Origin of the sequence: Streptomyces similanensis, from assembly GCF_039543625.1 — a bacterium.
Taxonomy (GTDB): Bacteria; Actinomycetota; Actinomycetes; order Streptomycetales; family Streptomycetaceae; genus Streptomyces; species Streptomyces similanensis.
Genome location: NZ_BAABKC010000064.1, coordinates 19,857 through 38,972, shown reverse-complemented (window position 1 = coordinate 38,972; position 19,116 = coordinate 19,857). Strand labels below are relative to the sequence as shown.

Annotated in this window: 18 protein-coding genes; 9 read left to right on the top strand and 9 right to left on the bottom strand. The window is 73.6% G+C overall.

Annotation, left to right across the window (positions count from 1 at the left end):
• Window positions 1-165: 165 nt before the first annotated feature.
• Both ABEB07_RS21690 and ABEB07_RS21685 read right to left on the bottom strand, forming a co-directional pair.
• On the bottom strand, window positions 166-1,089 hold the full coding sequence (locus tag ABEB07_RS21690) for an SCO1860 family LAETG-anchored protein (RefSeq protein WP_345669890.1): 924 nt from the start codon (window positions 1,087-1,089) through the stop codon (window positions 166-168).
• 263 nt (window positions 1,090-1,352) lie between these two features.
• On the bottom strand, window positions 1,353-2,450 hold the full coding sequence (locus ABEB07_RS21685; RefSeq protein ID WP_176148472.1) for an amidohydrolase family protein: 1,098 nt from the start codon (window positions 2,448-2,450) through the stop codon (window positions 1,353-1,355).
• 114 nt (window positions 2,451-2,564) lie between these two features.
• Between ABEB07_RS21685 and ABEB07_RS21680 the strand changes: the two genes are divergently transcribed.
• From ABEB07_RS21680 to thpD, 5 genes are all read left to right on the top strand, one after another.
• A complete protein-coding gene (locus ABEB07_RS21680) occupies window positions 2,565-3,671 on the top strand; it encodes a pyridoxal-phosphate-dependent aminotransferase family protein (protein ID WP_345669889.1) in 1,107 nt (368 codons plus the stop codon).
• Between the two features lie 371 nt (window positions 3,672-4,042).
• Window positions 4,043-4,618: a diaminobutyrate acetyltransferase gene (ectA, locus tag ABEB07_RS21675; RefSeq protein ID WP_345669888.1), complete on the top strand. Its 576-nt coding sequence runs from the start codon at window positions 4,043-4,045 to the stop codon at window positions 4,616-4,618.
• Window positions 4,619-4,796: 178 nt separating this feature from the next.
• On the top strand, window positions 4,797-6,068 hold the full coding sequence (gene ectB, locus ABEB07_RS21670; RefSeq protein ID WP_345669887.1) for a diaminobutyrate--2-oxoglutarate transaminase: 1,272 nt from the start codon (window positions 4,797-4,799) through the stop codon (window positions 6,066-6,068).
• Between the two features lie 118 nt (window positions 6,069-6,186).
• Window positions 6,187-6,597, top strand: a complete 411-nt coding sequence (locus ABEB07_RS21665) for an ectoine synthase (RefSeq protein ID WP_176148476.1) — start codon at window positions 6,187-6,189, stop codon at window positions 6,595-6,597.
• A 4-nt stretch (window positions 6,598-6,601) separates the two neighbouring features.
• Window positions 6,602-7,525: an ectoine hydroxylase gene (gene thpD, locus ABEB07_RS21660; protein ID WP_425589050.1), complete on the top strand. Its 924-nt coding sequence runs from the start codon at window positions 6,602-6,604 to the stop codon at window positions 7,523-7,525.
• 96 nt (window positions 7,526-7,621) lie between these two features.
• On the opposite strand, the gene ABEB07_RS21655 is transcribed toward thpD, so the two are convergent.
• From ABEB07_RS21655 to ABEB07_RS21645, 3 genes are all read right to left on the bottom strand, one after another.
• A complete protein-coding gene (locus ABEB07_RS21655) occupies window positions 7,622-8,707 on the bottom strand; it encodes an aminotransferase class V-fold PLP-dependent enzyme (protein ID WP_345669926.1) in 1,086 nt (361 codons plus the stop codon).
• Window positions 8,708-8,778: 71 nt separating this feature from the next.
• Window positions 8,779-9,513 carry a DsbA family oxidoreductase gene (locus ABEB07_RS21650; RefSeq protein ID WP_345669886.1) on the bottom strand — a complete coding sequence of 245 codons (735 nt, stop codon included), beginning with the start codon at window positions 9,511-9,513 and terminating at the stop codon, window positions 8,779-8,781.
• Between the two features lie 135 nt (window positions 9,514-9,648).
• A complete protein-coding gene (locus ABEB07_RS21645) occupies window positions 9,649-11,178 on the bottom strand; it encodes an aldehyde dehydrogenase (NADP(+)) (protein WP_345669885.1) in 1,530 nt (509 codons plus the stop codon).
• Between the two features lie 131 nt (window positions 11,179-11,309).
• Here ABEB07_RS21645 and ABEB07_RS21640 point away from each other — a divergent pair, with 131 nt between their 5' ends.
• Both ABEB07_RS21640 and ABEB07_RS21635 read left to right on the top strand, forming a co-directional pair.
• Window positions 11,310-12,083 (top strand): IclR family transcriptional regulator, encoded by a 774-nt coding sequence (locus ABEB07_RS21640; RefSeq protein ID WP_345669884.1) that lies wholly within the window; start codon window positions 11,310-11,312, stop codon window positions 12,081-12,083.
• A gap of 3 nt (window positions 12,084-12,086) precedes the next feature.
• Window positions 12,087-12,557 (top strand): GNAT family N-acetyltransferase, encoded by a 471-nt coding sequence (locus ABEB07_RS21635; RefSeq protein ID WP_345669883.1) that lies wholly within the window; start codon window positions 12,087-12,089, stop codon window positions 12,555-12,557.
• Window positions 12,558-12,726: 169 nt separating this feature from the next.
• Here ABEB07_RS21635 and ABEB07_RS21630 read toward each other — a convergent pair whose 3' ends face one another.
• The 3 genes from ABEB07_RS21630 to ABEB07_RS21620 all read right to left on the bottom strand — a co-directional run bounded on the left by ABEB07_RS21630 (window position 12,727) and on the right by ABEB07_RS21620 (window position 15,842).
• The gene (locus ABEB07_RS21630) at window positions 12,727-13,527 is read right to left on the bottom strand and encodes an HAD family acid phosphatase (RefSeq protein ID WP_176148482.1); all 801 of its coding nucleotides are present in this window, start codon (window positions 13,525-13,527) and stop codon (window positions 12,727-12,729) included.
• Window positions 13,528-13,692: 165 nt separating this feature from the next.
• The gene (locus ABEB07_RS21625; protein ID WP_345669882.1) at window positions 13,693-14,856 is read right to left on the bottom strand and encodes a hypothetical protein; all 1,164 of its coding nucleotides are present in this window, start codon (window positions 14,854-14,856) and stop codon (window positions 13,693-13,695) included.
• On the bottom strand, window positions 14,853-15,842 hold the full coding sequence (locus ABEB07_RS21620) for a 5-dehydro-4-deoxyglucarate dehydratase (protein WP_425589049.1): 990 nt from the start codon (window positions 15,840-15,842) through the stop codon (window positions 14,853-14,855). Before ABEB07_RS21620 ends, ABEB07_RS21625 begins: the two co-directional genes overlap by 4 nt.
• Before the next feature lie 201 nt (window positions 15,843-16,043).
• On the opposite strand from ABEB07_RS21620, the gene ABEB07_RS21615 reads away from it, so the two are divergent.
• Both ABEB07_RS21615 and ABEB07_RS21610 read left to right on the top strand, forming a co-directional pair.
• Complete coding sequence (locus ABEB07_RS21615; protein WP_345669880.1) at window positions 16,044-16,853, top strand: NAD-dependent epimerase/dehydratase family protein; 810 nt, start codon at window positions 16,044-16,046, stop codon at window positions 16,851-16,853.
• A gap of 139 nt (window positions 16,854-16,992) precedes the next feature.
• Window positions 16,993-18,219: a TerD family protein gene (locus ABEB07_RS21610; protein WP_345669925.1), complete on the top strand. Its 1,227-nt coding sequence runs from the start codon at window positions 16,993-16,995 to the stop codon at window positions 18,217-18,219.
• A 328-nt stretch (window positions 18,220-18,547) separates the two neighbouring features.
• On the opposite strand, the gene ABEB07_RS21605 is transcribed toward ABEB07_RS21610, so the two are convergent.
• The gene (locus ABEB07_RS21605; protein WP_345669878.1) at window positions 18,548-19,114 is read right to left on the bottom strand and encodes a TetR/AcrR family transcriptional regulator; all 567 of its coding nucleotides are present in this window, start codon (window positions 19,112-19,114) and stop codon (window positions 18,548-18,550) included.
• Window positions 19,115-19,116 lie beyond the last annotated feature (2 nt).

Genomic DNA, 19,116 nt, shown 5'->3' with positions numbered 1-19,116 from the left:
TGGGTGGGAAAGGGCATTTCCGGGGCGGAGCCCCGGCACGGCACCCCCGACTCACCGCACCCCACCAAGCACCCCGAGCAACGAGCCCCCGGCGCGAAGCGCCACCCACTCACCGAGTCGGGCGGGTGGGCGGGAAACAGCCGTACAACCGCCGGGACGGCCCCCTCACCCCCGCCGACGCCGCGCGAGCGCCACCACTCCGCCCCCCGCGGCCAGCAACACCGCCGACCCACCGGCCAGGTACGGCGTCAACGAGCCGCCCCCCGTCTCCGCGAGGCCCTTCCCCGCAGGGGCGCCCTGCGGCTCCACCTCGGCGGCAGCCGCAGGCGTCGAGACGGCCGCCGCCGGCTCCTTCGCGGGCCCCGCCGGCGTCTCGCACGTCGCCTGCGCGAGCGTCACCGTGCCCTCGACGTCGGCGACGTTCAGCTTGAGCGGGTTGACGGAGACCTTGAGTTCCAGCGCGGTCGCCGCCGCCGTACGGGACGTCGTCACGTGCTTGGACAGGTCCAGGCGCACCTCCCCCACCCCCGGCACCTCGACCTCGCTCGTACCGCCCGCCGTCAGCGTCACCTTCCGGCCGAGCACGGTCACGGTGCCCAGGACGTCACCGGCGGCCACCGGCGCGCGGCCGGTCTCGCAGGTCGCCCTGGCCGTGACCTGCGAGACCTCGATGAGCGACAGCAGCGGCAGGCCGGGCACGTGGACCCGGGCACGGGCGAGTTCGACGGACCCCTCCGCCTTCTCGTCCGTGACGGTCGCGTCCGTCTTCGCGACGTCCGCGCGCAGCACGCTGAACGCCTTTCCGCCGTCGACGCCGTCCAGGCGCGCCGTCAGGGCGGACCGGTGGGCGCTCGCGGGCGCCTGGACCTCGTTCAGGGAGACGGCCAGCGGCACGTGCACCGTCTTGTTGAGCAGGGACACGTCGAGGCCGGCGCGCAGCACGGCCGCGCCGGCGCGGCCCTGGCCGCGGCCGTCGGTCGCGTGCGCGGCGCCCGCGCCGGCCAGGAGCGTCGGGCCGGCGGCGAGGGCGGTGACCGCGGCGACGGTGGCGCAGCGGCGCGCGGGCGTGCGGAAGGTGTGGCTGTTCAAGGTGTGGGACCCCCAGAGGAGAACTGCTCGGGACCCGGCAAGGATTACCCACGGAGAGTGAACGGGTGGCGATCCAGGGTTACTTCACTCCATCGTGGGGTTTCCGACCGCGTTTTCGATTCCTCCGGCACAGACGTTCCCCCGCATCACCCGCACGCCCCCCACGTACGAATCCCCGGGTTGACGCCCGGGCGCGCACGACGGAGTACGCGACGCCCCACCGGAACCGGGGACACGCCCCGCGCCCCCACCCCGTACCCGCCCTATTCGACGATCCGCCCGTTCAGCACCACCCGCCGCGGCCCCGCCAGCACCCGTACGTCCGCCCGCGGGTCCTCCTCGTACACCACGAGGTCGGCCGGCGCGCCCTCCTCCAGGCCGGGCCGGCCGAGCCATTCCCGGGCGGCCCACGCCGTCGCCGACAGGGCGTCCAGCGGCGGGATGCCGGCCTTGACGAGTTCGGCGACCTCGCCGGCCACCAGGCCGTGCGCCAGCGAGCCGCCGGCGTCCGTGCCGACGTAGACCGGGATGCCGGCGTCGTAGGCGGCGCGGACGGTGTCGTAGCGGCGCTCGTGGAGCCGGCGCAGGTGGGCCGACCAGCGCGGGAACTTGGCCTCGCCGCCGGCCGCGAGCGCGGGGAAGGTGGCGATGTTGACGAGGGTGGGGACGATGGCGACGCCGCGTTCGGCGAACAGCGGGATCAGGTCCTCGGTCAGTCCGGTGGCGTGCTCGACGCAGTCGATGCCCGCCTCGACCAGGTCGCGCAGCGAGTCCTCGGCGAAGCAGTGCGCGGTGACGCGGGCGCCCAGACGGTGGGCCTCGGCGATCGCGGCCTCGGCGGCCTCCCGCGGCCAGCAGGCGGACAGGTCGCCGAGGCCGCGGTCGATCCAGTCGCCGACGAGCTTGACCCAGCCGTCGCCGCGCCGGGCCTCCTGGGCGACGTACGCCACCAGGTCCTCCGGCTCGATCTCCCAGGCGTAGTTGCGGATGTAGCGACGGGTGCGGGCGATGTGCCGGCCCGCCCGGATGATCTTCGGCAGGTCCGCGCGGTCGTCGATCCAACGGGTGTCGGAGGGCGAGCCGGCGTCGCGGATCAGCAGCGTGCCGGCCTCCCGGTCGGTCAGCGCCTGCTTCTCGGCGACGTCGGCGGGGACCGGGCCGTGCGCGTCGAGGCCGACGTGGCAGTGCGCGTCGACCAGGCCGGGCAGCGCCCAGCCGCGCACCGTCCGCACGTCCCGGGCCCCGGCGGGACGGTCGTAGGAGACCCGTCCGCCGACCACCCACACCTCGTCCCGGACCTGGTCCTCCCGCGGCCCGAGAAGCACCCGCCCTGTCACGTGCAGCACCGCCTGATCGCTCATGCCCCGCACCTTAAGTCACCGGTGGGAGGGCCGACAGGGGCCGCCGGATACCCTCGATCGCGTCGTACCCGCGCACCCGCGACGACCGAGAGACGATCGAGAAGAGAGCCCGCCGTGACGCACCCGTTCCTGGACCTCGCCCCGCTGAGCGCCGACCGCTTCGCCTCCATCGAGGACCGGGTGGCGCGGCTGCTCGCCACCGAGCAGGACGTCCTGATCACCCAGGGCGAGGCGCTGCTGCCGCTGGAGGGCGCGATCCGCGCCGCGGCCGGTCCGGGCACCGTGGCCCTGAACGTGATCACCGGGCCGTACGGGCAGACGTTCGGCGACTGGCTGCGGGACTGCGGCGCGACCGTGCACGACCTGTCGGTGCCGTTCCACACGGCGGTGACCGCGGCGCAGGTCCGCGAGGCCTTCGCCGCGCACCCGGAGATCGACTTCGTGTCGCTGGTGCACGCGGAGGCGGCGACCGGCAACACCAACCCGGTCGCGGAGATCGGCGCGGCGGTGCGGGAGCAGGGGGCCCTGTTCTACCTGGACGCGGTCGCCTCCATCGGCGCCGAGCCGGTGCTGCCGGACGCGTGGGGCGTGGACCTGTGCGTGATCGGGGCACAGAAGGCGATGGGCGGTCCGGCCGGCGTGTCGGCGGTGTCGGTGAGCGAGCGCGCCTGGGCCCGGATGGCGGCCAACCCGCAGGCGCCGCGGCGCTCCTACCTGTCCCTGCTGGACTGGAAGGAGCGCTGGATCGACGGCGGCCGCAAGGCGCTGCTGCACGCTCCGGCCCAGCTGGAGATGCTGGCCCTGGAGGCGTGTGTGGAGCGCATTGAGGCGGTCGGCCTGGAGACGGTGATGGCCCGCCACCGGGCCGCCGCCGCGGCCACCCGGGCGGGTGTGCGGGCGCTGGGCGCGGGCCTTGAGCCGTACGTGCGTGAGGCGTCCGAGGCGGCGCCGGTCGCCACCACACTGCGCGTCACGGCGCAGGTCGCCGCCTCCGACCTGGTGGCCCGCGCCCTGGCGGCCGGCCCCGGCCTTCCGCTGGCGGCCGGCGGCGGCGCGCTCGCCCAGGAGATGATCCGGGTCAACCACTACGGTCCCGACGCGACCCCGGAGGCCGTCGAGGCGTCCGTGACGGCCCTGGGCGCCGCGCTGGCCGCCGAGCAGGGCGCCGCGCCCGATCTGGAAGGCGCGCGCCGCGCCGTCGCCGAAGCCTGGCGGCAGTAGTCGCGGGCGGTTTCACAGGAATGGGAAAGCAATACAATTCCAGGAATTCAGTCGGATAGCTTCCCGTCTTCTCCTGCCCCGTTTCCCTATCCGTAAACCCAACGATTCACAGAACATCCGATGGCGTAATTCCGCGAGATCTCCGCGGGGTTACGCCATTGTGACGCACTCCACAAAGGCGCGCTCTTTGTCCCGTAATAAACGGTCAAAACCCCACGTCAGGCGGTCCCCTCGCGCGACCGCGCGCACACGCGATAACACATGGACGATGGGCGCGTAAGGGCAGGGGGCGATGCATTTTTCAATTCAGCTCGGTAAGTTCAATTTGCATGACTGCCGCACAAGCCGACCTGCGAACCGACCGACCGAAAATGCCGAACGCCGTATCCGAAGACGTATCCCGTGCCGGGTCGAGCGCCGTCTCCGGCGCCTCCGACGGCTTCGGTGACGCGTCCGACGGCGTGTCCATCGGGCATCCCTCGGTCGCCGACGGCGCCGCGCTGTGGCGGCTGGCGAAGGAGTCCAGGACGCTGGACGTGAACTCCTCCTACAGCTACCTGCTGTGGTGCCGCGACTTCGCCGCCACCTCCGTGGTGGCGCGCGACGCCGCCGGCGAGCCGGTCGGCTTCGTCACCGGGTACGTGCGGCCCGAGCGGCCCGGCACCCTCCTGGTGTGGCAGGTCGCCGTCGACGCCGGCCACCGCGGACGCGGTCTGGCCGCCCGGCTGCTGGACGCGCTCACCGGCCGCGTCGCCGCCGAGCAGGACGTCACGAACCTGGAGACCACCATCACGCCGGGCAACACGGCCTCCGAGCGGCTGTTCACCTCCTTCGCCGACCGGCACGGCGCGTCCTGCGAGCGCGAAGTGCTGTTCGCCGGCGAGCAGTTCCCGGACGGGCCGCACGACCCCGAGGTGCTCTACCGCATCGGCCCGTTCGCCCGCTGAACCGGGACCGCACCGCACCGGCCCGGTCCGGTCAGGCCCGGTCCGGTCAGGCCCGGCCGCCTGTGGAACGGGACCGCACCGGCCCGTCCGCCCGCCGCACCGCGAACCCCCGCCCGACACCCCCTCTTCCCCCGACTCGACCGACCTCCCACTCCCCCACCCGAGGAGCGATTTCGTCGTGACCATCACCCAGCCGGACCTGAGCGTTTTCGAGACCGTGGAGTCCGAGGTGCGCAGCTACTGCCGCGGCTGGCCCACCGTCTTCGACCGCGCGCGCGGCAGCCGCCTGTACGACGAGGACGGCCACGAGTACCTCGACTTCTTCGCGGGTGCCGGCTCACTCAACTACGGCCACAACAACCCGGTCCTGAAACGGGCGCTGCTCGACTATCTGGACCGCGACGGCATCACCCACGGCCTGGACATGTCCACCGCCGCCAAGCGCCGCTTCCTGGAGACCTTCCAGAACCTGGTGCTGCGCCCGCGCGACCTGCCGTACAAGGTGATGTTCCCCGGCCCGACCGGCACCAACGCGGTGGAGTCGGCGCTGAAGCTGGCACGGAAGGTGAAGGGGCGCGAGGCGATCGTGTCGTTCACCAACGCCTTCCACGGCATGTCGCTGGGCTCCCTCGCGGTCACCGGCAACTCCTTCAAGCGGGCCGGCGCCGGCATCCCGCTCGTGCACGGCACGCCGATGCCGTTCGACAACTACTTCGACGGCCAGGTCCCGGACTTCCTGTGGTTCGAGCGGCTGCTGGAGGACCAGGGCTCCGGCCTCAACAAGCCGGCCGCCGTGATCGTGGAGACCGTGCAGGGCGAGGGCGGCATCAACGTCGCCCGGGCCGAGTGGCTGCGCGCCCTCTCCGAGCTGTGCGCACGCCAGGACATGCTGCTGATCGTCGACGACATCCAGATGGGCTGCGGCCGCACCGGCGCCTTCTTCTCCTTCGAGGAGGCGGGCATCACCCCGGACATCGTCACGGTGTCGAAGTCCATCAGCGGCTACGGCCTGCCGATGTCCCTGTGCCTGTTCCGGCCCGAGCTGGACATCTGGGAGCCCGGCGAGCACAACGGCACCTTCCGCGGCAACAACCCGGCCTTCGTCACCGCCACCGCCGCCCTGGAGACGTACTGGGCGGACGGCGCGGCGATGGAGAAGCAGACCCGCACCCGCGGCGAGCAGGTCGAGCAGTGGCTCGTCTCGATCACCGAGGAGAACCTCGCCGACGTCAAGGAGTACCGCGGCCGCGGCCTGGTGTGGGGTCTGGAGTTCCACGACAAGGAGCGCGCCGGCCGGATCGCGCGGCGCGCCTTCGAACTCGGCCTGCTCGTGGAGACCTCCGGCCCGGAGAGCGAGGTCGTCAAGCTGCTGCCGGCCCTGACCATGACGCCGGAGGAACTGGACGAGGGCATGAGCGTCCTGGCCCGCGCGGTCCGCGAGACCGCCTGAGCCGATCGCCGTCGCGGGCGGCGGCGCCACGCGCCGCCCGCGACGGCACCCACCGCGGGGCAACCCGTCACACCTGCGAGAAACATCCGTCACCACCTGCGAGGAGGCAGGCAGCACCGTGATCGTCCGTTCGTTCAAGGAGATCGAAGGCACCGACCGGCACGTGAAGGCGGCGTCCGGCACCTGGGAGAGCAAGCGCATCGTCCTGGCCAAGGAGAGGGTCGGCTTCTCGCTGCACGAGACGATCCTCTACGCGGGCACCGAGACGTCGATGTGGTACGCCAACCACATCGAGGCGGTCGTCTGCGTCGAGGGCGAGGCCGAGCTGACCGACCGGGAGACCGGCGAGAAGTACACGATCACGCCCGGCACCATGTATCTCCTCAACGGCCACGAGCGGCACACGCTCAAGGTCAAGGAGGATTTCCGCTGCGTCTGCGTGTTCAACCCGCCCGTCACCGGACGGGAGGACCACGACGAGAACGGCGTCTACCCGCTGCTCACCGAGCCCGAGCCCGAGGAGGTGTGAGGCCATGACCGCCGAGGCCATGACCACCCAGGCCGTGTCGACCGCGACCGTGCGGGACCTCTACCCCACCCGCGGCGCCGCCGAGGTGTCCGTCCCCCGTCAGGACCCGGTCGTCTGGGGCTCTCCCGACACACCCGGTCCGATCGCGAACGCCGACCTCCAGGCGTTCGAGCGGGACGGCTTCCTCCCCGTCGACCAGCTGATCACGGACGACGAGGTCGCCGTCTACCGGCGGGAGCTGGACCGGCTGGTGGCCGACCCGGCGATCCGGGCCGACGAGCGGTCCATCGTCGAGCCGCAGTCCCAGGAGATCCGCTCGGTCTTCGAAGTGCACCGGATCAGCGAGGTCTTCGCGAAGCTGGTGCGCGACGAGCGCGTGGTCGGCCGGGCGCGGCAGATCCTCGGCTCGGACGTGTACGTCCACCAGTCCCGGATCAACGTCAAGCCGGGCTTCGGGGCGAGCGGCTTCTACTGGCACTCGGACTTCGAGACCTGGCACGCCGAGGACGGGCTGCCGAACATGCGGACGGTGTCCGTCTCGATCGCGCTGACCGAGAACCTCGACACCAACGGCGGCCTGATGATCATGCCGGGGTCGCACCGGACGTTCCTCGGCTGCGCCGGGGCCACGCCGAAGGACAACTACAAGAAGTCGCTGCAGATGCAGGACGCGGGCACCCCGTCCGACGCGGCGCTGACCTCGATGGCCGACGAGCACGGCATCCGGCTGTTCACCGGCCGGGCCGGGTCGGCGACCTGGTTCGACTGCAACTGCATGCACGGTTCCGGCGACAACATCACGCCGTACCCGCGCAGCAACGTCTTCATCGTGTTCAACAGTGTGGAGAACACGGCGGTGGACCCCTTCGCGGCCCCGATCCGCCGCCCCGACTTCATCGGCGCGCGGGACTTCACCCCCGTGCGGTGACCGCGCGCTGAGACGCGGGGCGGGGCCCTCTCCGGTGGGACGGGAGGGCCCCGCCCCGTGTCTCGTGGGGGCAAGGGCCTGCGGGCCGGGGGCCGGTCAGCCGGCGAGGACGTCGAGGAGGCGGTCCACGTCGGCCGGTGTGTTGTAGAGGTGGAAGGCGGCGCGCAGGTTGCCCGCGCGGTCGGACACCTCGATCCCCGCCCCGCTCAACTCGCCCTGCCGGGAGCCGAGTCCGGGAACGGAGACGATCGGGGAGGCCGGCGCGGGGATCGGCTCGTGGCCGAGCGAGTGCAGGCCGGCGCGGAACCGGTCGGCGAGGGCGAGGTCGTGGGCGCGCACGGCGTCCGCCCCCAGTTCCTCCAGGAGTTCCAGGGAGCGGCGGCCGCCGGCGTAGGAGAACAGCGCGGGGCTCTCGTCGAACCGCCGGGCGGACTGGGCGAGTTCGCCGACCGGGCCGTAGCAGCTGTCCCAGGGCCGCTCGCCCGCCACCCAGCCGGCGAACAGCGGGCGCAGTCCGCCGAAGTCCTCGGGGACGACGAGGAAGGTCACGCCCCGCGGGCACAGCAGCCACTTGAAGGCGACGGCGGAGACGAAGTCGTAGGCGCCGGCGTCGAGGTCGAGCCAGCCGGCGGCCTGGGAGGCGTCCACGTAGGTGCGCGCGCCGTGCTCGCGCGCGGCCGCGCGGACGGCGGCCAGGTCGGCGATCCGGCCGTCGGCCGACTGGGCGGCGCTCACCGCGACGAGCGCGGTGCCGGGCCGTACCGCGTCGGCGACCCGCTCCAGCGGCACGCCGCGCACCTTCAGGTCGCCGCGGACGTGGAACGGGTTCACCACGGAGCTGAAGTCGTCCTCGGCGGTGACGACTTCGGCGCCCTCGGGCAGGGCGGCGGCGATGACACCGCTGTAGACGGCGACCGAGCCGCCGGCCGCCACCCGGCGGCCGGGGACCCGCAGCAGCCGGGCGAAGCTCGCCCGGGCGGCCTCGACGTCCGCGAACATGTCGGTGGGCTGCCCGTCGGCCGCCGCCTGGACGGCATGGTGCAGCGCCGCCACCGTACGGGCCGGCAGCAGCCCGAGGCTCGCGGTGTTCAGATAGGTGTTCCTCGGAGCGAACTCGGCGCGGACGAGGGTCTCGAAGGTCTCCATGGGTCCACTGTGCGGCCCCGCGAAGTCGAAGTCCATCACGTCGTTCGGCCCGGCTTCTCCAAGCTCTCCTTATGCGTCGCAGCTGACCTGCGAAGACACCAGGATCGTCAGGACCGCGGCACCGCGCACCCGTCCGGGCCGCAGACGTCCGCGCCGCCGTCGCCGCCGCCGTCGCCGTCCTGGAGGAGGGTCAGCGGCTGGTGCTCGTCCCACGCCTGGGCGAGGGCCTGGGCGAAGACCTCGGCGGGCTGGGCGCCGGAGACGCCGTACTTGCGGTCCAGCACGAAGAACGGCACTCCGCCGGCGCCGAGCCGGGCGGCCTCCCGCTCGTCGGCGCGGACCTCGTCGGCGTAGGCGGCCGGGTCGGCGAGGACCCCGCGCGCCTCGTCGGCGTCGAGCCCGGCGGCGACCGCCAGTTCGGCCAGCCGCTCGTCGCCCTCGGCGAACACCGAGCGCTCCTCGGCGAAGTTCGCCCGGTACAGCGCGTCCAGCAGCTCGCTCTGCCGGCCCCGCTCCTTGGCGAGGTGCAGCAGGCGGTGCATGTCGAAGGTGTTGCCGTGGTCGCGGCCCCGGGTGCGGTAGTCCAGTCCCTCGGCGGCGGCCTGCGCGCCGAGGTTGTCCTCGCCGGCCCGCGCCTGCGCCTCGCTCATGCCGTACTTCGCGGTGAGCATGGTCAGCACGGGCTGGACGTCGTCCTTGGCGCGGTCGGGGTCCAGCTCGAAGGAACGGTGCACGACCTCGACGCCGTCCCGGTGCGCGAAGCCCGCCAGCGCCTTCTCGAACCGCGCCTTTCCCACGTAGCACCAGGGGCAGGCGATGTCCGACCAGATCTCGACGCGCATGTTCTCGGTTCTCTCCAGCTCGCATGGAACGCGGACGGCGACCGCCCTCCGCACCGTATGTGAACGTTCAAGCAGCGCGGTTTCATTCCCCCGGTGCGGACGGCGCGCGGGGCGCCGTCCGCGCCGGTGTCCGGCTCAGCGTTCCAGGCGTCCGTCACAGCGGCGCGGCAGCCCCAGCGGGTTGTCGTCGCGCAGTTCGGGCGGGAGCAGCGCGGGCGGGGTGTTCTGGTACGCCACCGGCCGCATCCAGCGTTCGATCGCGCCGGCGCCGACCGAGGTGGAGGTGGAGGTGGTCGCCGGGTAGGGGCCGCCGTGGTGCTGGGCGGGGGCCACCGCGACGCCGGTCGGCCAGGCGTCGACGACGACGCGTCCGGCGAGCGGGGTCAGCTCGGCCAGCAGCCGCGCGCCGCGTCCCTCGCCCGCCGCCTCCCCTGCGGACAGGTGGACGGTCGCGGTGAGGTTGCCGGGCAGCCGGGCGAGCACGGCGGTCGCCTCGTCCTCGTCGGCGTAGCGGGCCACCACGGTCACCGGCCCGAAGCACTCCTCCAGGAGCAGGTCGTGGGCGCCGGCGCCGGTCAGCCTGGCCGCGGGGACGGTCAGGAAGCCCGGGCTGACCGTGTGCGCGCTGCCCGCGCCCGGGGTGACCGGGCTGTCGACGCCGGGCAGCGCGGCGCGCTCGGCGACGCCCGCGAGGAAGTGGTCGCGCATCCGGTGGTCGAGCAGGACGCCCGCCGCGGTGTCGCTGACGGCGTCCATGAGGGACTTGACCAGCCGGTCGCCCGCGGCGCCCGCCGGGACGAGCACCAGGCCGGGCTTGACGCAGAACTGTCCGAGGCCGAGCGTCATCGACCCGGCGAGCCCGGTCCCGACGGCCTCCGCCCGCTCGGCGGCGGCCGCCTCGGTGACCAGGACCGGGTTGAGCGAGCCCAGCTCGCCGTGGAACGGGATCGGCGCCGGCCGGGCGGCCGCCGCGTCGAACAGCGCCCGGCCGCCGCGCACCGAGCCGGTGAAGCCGGCGGCGCTCACCAGCGGGTGGCGGACCAGTTCGACGCCGGCGTCGAAGCCGTGGACCAGGCCGAGGACGCCGCCCGGGATGCCGTGCGCGGCGGCGGCCCCGCGCACCACCCGGGCAACCAGCTCGGACAGCGCCGGGTGGTCCGGGTGGGCCTTGACGACGACCGGGCAGCCGGCCGCCAGCGCGCTGGCGGTGTCGCCGCCGGCGACCGAGAAGGCGAAGGGGAAGTTGGAGGCGGAGTAGACGGCGACCACGCCGAGCGGCACCTTGTGGCGGCGCAGGTCCGGGACGGGCGGGGTGGCGGTGTCGTCGGGGTGGTCGATGACCACGTCGAGGAACGCGCCCTCCTCGACGATGTCCGCGAAGGCGCGCAACTGATAGCAGGTCCGGGCCAGTTCTCCGGTGAGCCGGACCGGTCCGAGGGCGCTCTCCGCGTCGGCGGCCTCGACCAGCCGGTCCTCGGCGGCCGCCAGGCGGTAGGCGGCGGTGCGCAGGAAGGCGGCCCGCACGGTCCGGTCGGCGAGCGGGGCGCGGGCGGCGCGGGCGGCGCGGACGGCGGCGTCCACCTCCTCTGCCGTGGCCTCCACGGCGACCTGTTCCCGCTGCTTCCCGGTACGGGGATCGACACTCCAGACTGGTGCTGCTGCCACCGCGGGTCCCTCCAGATGTCTTGCCGCAGTACGTACGTCACCCCGCAGCGCTGTTCGATATACTGAACGCTGTCTCTGGTGATGAATATGCGTCGGAGACTATTTCCCGTGGAACGAAGGGGTCAAGGGCGATGGCGGCAGCCGAGACAGGCGGCGGAGCGCAGGTCAAGTCCGCCGTGCGGACCGTGGAACTGCTCGAATACTTCGCCGGCCGGCCCGGCATGCACTCCCTGGCCGCGGTCCAGGAGGCCGTCGGCTATCCCAAGTCCAGCCTGTACATGCTGTTGCGCACCCTGGTGGAGCTGGGCTGGGTGGAGACCGACGCGACGGGCACGCGCTACGGCATCGGCGTGCGGGCGCTGCTGGTCGGCACCTCCTACATCGACGGCGACGAGGTGGTCGCGGCGGCCCGGCCCACCCTGGACCGGCTCTCCGACGACACCACCGAGACCATCCACCTGGCGCGTCTGGACGGCACCAACGTCGTCTACCTCGCCACCCGCCAGTCGCAGCACTACCTGCGCCCCTTCACCCGCGTCGGCCGTCGGCTGCCGGCCCACTCCACCTCGCTCGGCAAGGCGCTGCTGAGCACGTACACCGACGAGCAGGTGCGCGCGCTGCTGCCCGAGACGCTGCCCGCGCTGACCGAGAACACCATCACCGACCGCGAGAGGCTGATCGAGGAGCTGCACCAGGTCCGCGAGCAGGGCTTCGCCGTGGACCGCGAGGAGAACACCCTCGGGCTGCGCTGCTTCGGCGTGGCGATCCCGTACCGCACCCCGGCGCGTGATGCGATCAGCTGCTCGGTCCCGGTGGCGCGGCTGACGCCCGCGCACGAGCAGATGGTGAAGGACGCCCTGTTCGACGCCCGCGACCGGCTGACCCTCGCCACCCGGAGGCTCTGAGTCATGCAGTTGGCGCTTCGCGCGGTCCACGACAGCGACCTGCCCGTGTTCTACCGGCAGTTGAACGACCCCGAGGCGCTGCGGACGGCCGCCTTCACCCCGAAGGACCCGGCCGACCGGGACGCCTTCGACGCGCACTGGCGGACGATACGCGCCTCCGGCGCCGTGCTGCGCACGATCCTGGTCGACGGCGACGTGGTCGGCAGCACGGCGGTCTACGGCGAGCCGGGCGAACGCGAGGTCACCTACTGGGTCGACCGCGCCTTCTGGAGCCGCGGCATCGCCACGGCGGCGCTCAGCGCCCTGCTCGCCGAGGTGCCCGAACGCCCGCTGTACGCACGGGCGGCGGCGGACAACGCGGGCTCGCTGCGGGTGCTGGACAAGTGCGGCTTCCGGCCGGTCGCGCGGGCCCGGGGGTTCGCCGAGGCGCGCGGCGAGGAGATCGAGGAAGTGGTGCTGGTCCTGCGGGACTGAGCGGGCCGCCCGGCCGCCCGTCGTGCGCGTGCGTCGTCGTGCGCGTGCGTCGTCGTGCGCGTGCCCGGTCGTGCGCGTGCCCGGTCGTGCGCGTGCCCGGCTGTGCGCGTGCCCCGTCGGCGTCGGCCGGCGGGGCACGTCCGCGAAGCCCTCGGAGGACCGGGGAGAGCTAGCTGACGAAGTACGTCGGGTTCGGCAGCTTGTAGGTGCGGTCGGCGTAGCCGCCGTCGAGGTCGGAGTACTGGTCGCCGAAGTTGGCGACGATGTCGTACCCGAGGTCCTCGATGTGCTTGCGGGTGCCGGACTTGTACTGGACGGTGGTGCACTTCCAGGCGCCCGGGGTCGCGCAGTCCTTCAGGTACGCCGGCGGGTTGGCCGCGTCCTTGAGGAACATGTGGCCGGCGTCCAGGTTCACGTCCGCGCCGACCTTCTTCAGGTTCTGCACGGCGGCGGTGCGCTGCGCCTCGGTCAGGCCCGAGTTGTAGAAGACGGCGACGCCCCTGCTCGCGGCGTAGCGGACGAGTTCGGGGCTGCCGAAGACCTCCGGCCGGTTCGCCTGGTCGACGTAGGCGGCCCAGGAGGCGCTGCTGTAGCCGTAGTTGTTCTTCTTCTCGTAGTCCAGGCTGAGCAGCAGCGTGTCGTCGATGTCGAAGACGACGGCGGGCTTCTTCTGGCCCTTGTGGTGCTGCGCCTTGCGGGCCGCCTGGTCGATGTGCCGCTTGGCGTCGGCGTCGACGCGCGCCAGGTCCTTGGCGTACTGGCTGCTCGGGGACGCCTGGTACACGCCGTCGGCGTCGACGGCGGTGCCGTAGTAGGTGTCGATGTCCTTGGTCAGCAGCCCTATGTTGTAGGGCTCGTGGGTGGAGTTGGCCGTCGACTGGCCGGCGGTGGCGGCGCCCGCACCGTAGAGGGCGACGCCGGCGACGGCACAACTGGCGGCGAGGGCCGTCGCCTTGAGGGACTTCCGCATGGGTTCTCCGGATCCGGTTGGTGGGTGATGCACCAGGTCACGCATTGTCTACGCGCATCACGTCCGGGGCGCGAGAGGAGTTACCCGATCGATACGCAATTCCTCACCGGGGGCTGACCGGGGGCTGACCGCGCGCGGGGCGCGCCGTCGGCCGGTGCGGGCGGCTCAGAGCCGGCCGAGCGCCGAGCGCACCGCCGCCAGATCGGCGTCCGACGCCAACCCGGCGTGATAGAGCCGCAGTTCGTTCGCGCCGAGGTCACGCGCGCGGGCGGCGTCGGCGGCCAGGGTGTCCGGACGGCCGCCCATGCCGGAGACGACGGTGAGGTTGGCGGCCAGGACGGCGCCCGCGCGGCCCCGCCCGGCGAACGGGGCGAGCCGTCCGGCTCCGCCCGTGCACGGCACCACGACGCCGTCGGCGACGGACAGGATGTGCGCGGGGTCCACCCCGGCGTTGGCGCCGCAGCGGTAGGGCGCCGGGTCGGCGTGCAGCAGCACCCGGAAGCCGTCCGGGGCCGCCGCGCGCACCGCCGCGACCGCCGCCTCCTGCACGGTGCGGGCCCGCTCCTCGCGCCAGGCGCGGGTGGCCCACGCCGTCTCCTCCCCGAGCAGCTCCGCGACCCCGGCCCAGCCCTCCGGTTCGGGCGCGCCCCGCCACACCGGTTCCAGCGCGGCGCGCACCGTGTGCGCCAACCGGTCGGCGTCCAGGCCGTGTTCGCCGTAGCCGGTGCGGCAGGACGGGCAGAAGCACAGCGACATCAGGTACTGCCCGGCCTCGCCGAGGGCCACCCCGGCGGTCTTGTCGTGGGCGTGCGGGTGGGCCAGCCCGTACCAGCCGAGCGACTCCAGCTCGGTGCCGTGCGCGCCGGGCCGCACCGCCGCCTCGGCGGCCAGGTCGACCAGGTAGGCGCGGGTGGCGGGCTGCGCGACGCACGGCGCCCACGGGTAGCGGTCGCCGTAGGCGTTGACGACGGAGGTGTCCGGATGGTCCTCGCCCAGGCGGGAGTTGTGCGCGAGGACCACCCACGAGTGCACGTCCAGACCGGCCGCCGCCAGTGCGTCGGCCGCCTCGCCGTACGCGTCGCCGGGCGCCCAGTCGCCGGCCGGGTACGGGTGGAGCGCGCGGCCCCGCCAGCGGTCGCCGGGCGGGTAGAGCACGGCGGCGTGCCCGGCGGTGACCACGCGGTGGCGCGGGTGGCGGGGGGTGAGCGCGCGGGTGGAGTGGTAGGCGGCGGCGAGGGTCACCGACCGGACGCCGAGCGCGGCGGTACGGGCGGCCGCGCCGGGGTCGCCGACGACGTCCCAGGGATAGAGGAACGCGCCCGCCCTCACGCCTCCCGCCCGAGCAGCGCGCGGCCGTGCTCGATCAGCCGGGCGAGTTGCGCCACCTGCTCCTCGGCCGGTTCGTGCAGCGGCGGCCGCACCGCGCCGACGTCGAGTCCGCGCAGCCGTACGCCCGCCTTCACCAGCGAGACCGCGTAGCCGGCGCCCTGGTCGCGCAATTCCACGAAGGGGCGGTAGAAGCCGTCCAGGAGCCGGTGCGCGGTGGCGTCGTCGCCCTCGCCGAGCGCCCGGTGGAAGGCGAGGGCGAGGTCGGGGACGAAGCAGAAGACGGCGGAGGAGTACAGGGTGACGCCGATGCCGCGGTAGGCGAGCTGGGTCAGCTCGGCGGTGGGCAGCCCGTTGAAGTAGAGGAAGCCGTCCGGCACGTCGGTGCGCACCGCGCTGACGACGCGCTGCATGAGGTCCAGGTCGCCGACGCCGTCCTTGAGGCCGACGATCCCGTCCGTGCGGGCGAGTTCGACGACCGTCGCGGGGGTGAACACGGCGTTGTCGCGCTGGTAGACGACGACCGGCAGCGCGGTGGCGGCGGCCAGTTCGCGGTAGTGGCGCAGCAGTCCCTCCTGCCCCGCGACGACGAGGTAGGGCGGCAGGGCGAGCAGTCCGTCGGCGCCCGCGGCCTCGGCGAGGCGGGCGTAGCGGACGGCGAGGGCGGTGCCGTAGCCGGCGCCCGCGACGACCGGCACCCGCCCGGCGCTCTCCTCGACGGCCGCCCGCACCAGGTCCTGGAACTCCTCGGGGGTGAGTGCGTGGAACTCCCCGGTGCCGCAGCACGCGAAGACGGCGGCGGCGCCGTGGTCGATGCCGTCGCGGACATGAGCGCGGTAGGCGGCGGGATCGACGTGGCCGTCGGGGCCGTAGGCGGTGACGGGGAAGAACAGCGGCCCGCCGGTGAGGCTGAGGCGTTCGGCGAGGGGGGCGGCTGGCGGCACGGGCTCTCCCTGGGACAGGCGCTCACGTTTCTGATCGACGTCCATATGCATGAACAATCGCACGCTACGTGGCCCCCTCGCGGCCGGTCAAGCGCACGCGGGGGCGACGCGGCGGCGGATTCGCGGCGGATTCCACGTCTGCGCGGCGCACTTGACGGAGCGGGACCCCTGTCCCTAGCGTGTCCACGCATGTGAATTCCGTCCATGCATACGGCCGCTCGGCCGCTCGACGCCAGGAGACCGCCGATGCCCGCTCCCCGCACCGTTCTGCTCACCGGCGCCGCCGGCGGGCTCGGCACCCTGATGCGGGACCTGCTGCCCGGGTACGGCTACGAACTGCGCCTGCTGGACGTGCGGCCGGTGGCGGACGAGCCCGGGGCCATCACCGCCGACCTCGCCGACACGGCGGCGCTGCGCGAGGCGGTCCGAGGTGTCGACGCGGTCGTCCACCTCGCGGGCATCTCCCTGGAGGCCCCGTTCGAGAAGATCCTGAAGGCCAACATCGAGGGCCTCCACCACCTGTACGAGGCGGCCCGCGCGGAGGGCGTCCCCCGGATCGTCTTCGCCTCCTCCAACCACGCCGTCGGCCGCACCCCCCGCCCGCGCGGGACGGACCCGCTGATCCCCGTCGACACCCCGCGCCGCCCCGACACCTTCTACGGCCTGTCCAAGTCCTTCGGCGAGGACCTCGCCCAGCTCTACTGGGACCGGCACGGCCTGGAGACCGTCTCGGTGCGCATCGGCTCCTGCTGCCCCGAGCCGACCGATGTGCGGATGCTGTCGCTGTGGCTGAGCCCCGCCGACGCCGCCCGCCTCTTCCACGCCGCCCTGACCGCCGAGCACGTCGGCCACACCGTCGTCTACGGCTCCTCCGCCAACACCCGCCTGTGGTGGGACCTGACCGGCGCGCGGGCGCTCGGCTACGAGCCGCAGGACGACTCCGAGCCGTACGCCCGGAGACTGATCGCCGAGCAGGGCGACCTGGACCCGGACGACGAGGCGGACGCCTTCCTCGGCGGCCGCTTCGTGACCGACCCGCCGATCTGGCCGTACTGAGCCCGAGCCGGCGCCGCGAGGACCCCACCGGCCCTCGCGGGAGCCGCCCCGGCGTAGGGCCTGTCACCCGTTCGGCAGCACGTCCGGCAGGTAAGGGAACGGCAAAACGACGTCGTTCGTTACCCCCCACATGACAGCTATGACCCCCGGCTCGAACATCCCCCTCACCGTCTCCCGCGTGGCGGTGGACGTCGCCGCCCCGGTGCGGCTGGACGTCTCGGGCCTGCTGCTCACCGCCGACGGCAAGGTGCGCTCCGACGACGACTTCATCTTCTACAACCAGCCCAGCGGACCGGGCGTGACCTACCGCTCCGGCGGCGGCAGCGCGCCCGACGCGATCACCGTGGACACCGCCGCCGTGCCGCCGGGCATCGAGAAGATCGTCGTCACCGCCAGCCCGGACGCCGCCGGGCAGACCTTCCAGGGCATCGAGCCCACCGCCACCCTGCGCGACGCGGACACCGGCTCCGCGCTGGCCACGTTCACGCCTCCGCGGCTCGGCGCCGAGACGGCGCTGGTGGTCGTGGAGATCTACCTGCGCAACGGCCAGTGGAAGGCGCGCGCCGTGGGCCAGGGGTACGCCGACGGACTCGCCGGCATCGCCACCGACTTCGGCGTCTCGGTGGAGGAACCGGCGCCCGCCCCGGCCGCCGCGCCGCACCCGGGCGTCCCGCCGCAGCCCGTGACCCCGCCGCCCGCGCCGCCCGCGATGCGGCCCCAGGTCACCCCGCCGGCGCCGGCCGCTCCCCCGGCCCCGCCGGCCGCCGCCGCACCCGCGCCGGGCACCGGGAAGGTCAACCTGGACAAGGGCCGGGTCAGCCTCCAGAAGAACCAGACCGTGTCCCTGGTCAAGGGCGGCCGCCCGCTGCTGTCCCAGGTGAAGATGGGGCTCGGCTGGGAGCCGGCGTTCCGCGGCGCGGACATCGACCTGGACGCCTCCGTCATCGCCTACGGCCCGCAGCGCAACCACCTCGACAGCTGCTACTTCGGCAAGCTGTCCATCCTGAACGGCGCGGTCAAGCACTCCGGCGACAACCTCACCGGCGAGGGCGCGGGCGACGACGAGGTGATCATGGTCGACCTCGGCCGCCTCCCCCAGGAGGTCACCGGCCTGGTCTTCACCGTCAACTCCTTCTCCGGCCAGAAGTTCAGCGACGTCGCCAAGGCCTACTGCCGACTCCTGGACGCCGCCACCGACGAGGAACTCGTCCGCTTCGACCTCACCTCCGCCGAGCCCCAGACCGGCGTCCTGATGGCCAAGCTCATCCGCCAGTACTCCGGCGAGTGGGAGATGACGGCCCTGGGCGACTTCCTCAAGGCCCGCACGGTACGCAACATGGTGAAGCCGGCGGCCCAGGCCCTGTAGCCCCCGCCCTCCGCCGGAGGCGAGGCGCCCTTCCGCCCGGGAGCGCGCCACCACCGGGAGCACACCGTCCCGCCGGACTCCCCTCCGGCCGGGACGCGCACGCCCCACCGCGGCACCCCGCCCCCTCCCGCGCCGGGCACTCGCTCCCGATCGGGGCGCCCCCTTCCGGCCGGGCCGCCTCCTCCCGGCCGGAGGCACAGGCGGCAGAAGGCTCACCCAGCCAGGGGTGGGCGTCCCGGCCGGAGGGCGCACGCCGTTCCGCAGCGGGCGCCGGAGTGGGGCCGGGCGGCGGCCTGGGGCCGGGCGGCGGTCAGGGGCCGGGCGGCGGTCAGGCGCGCAGGCCCTCCGTCAGGAGGGTCAGATAGCGGCGGATGTGCGTGCCCTGGTCGTCCGCCAGCTCCGAGGCCGTCGTCACCCCGTGCGCCAGCCGCAGCAGCTCGACCGGCTCGACGTCGGCCCGCAGGACCCCGGCCCGCTGCGCCGCCTCCACCAGCCGGGTCGCCGCCCCCCGCATCGACGCGGCGCAGACCGTGACCGCCGCTGAGCTGCCGTCCGTGACGGCCGAACCCAGCAGCGCCTTCAGCCCACGCGCCTTGATCGTCCCCACGCACAGCTCGTTCAGCCACTCCACCAGCGCCTCCCCCGGCGGCAGTTCGGCCGCCAGTTCGTCGGCGCGCGCGGCGATCGCCCCGATCCGGTCGACGTAGGCGGCCTCCAGCAGCGCCTGACGGTTGGGGAAGTGCCGGTACAGCGTGCCCGAGCCGACCCCGGCGCGCTTGGCGATGTCATCGAGCGACGCTTTCTCCCCCTGCTCGGCGAAGGCTTCGGCGGCCACCGCGAGCAACCGCTCGTAATTGCGCCGAGCGTCCGCACGCATGGGCCTGACCTGCGACATCC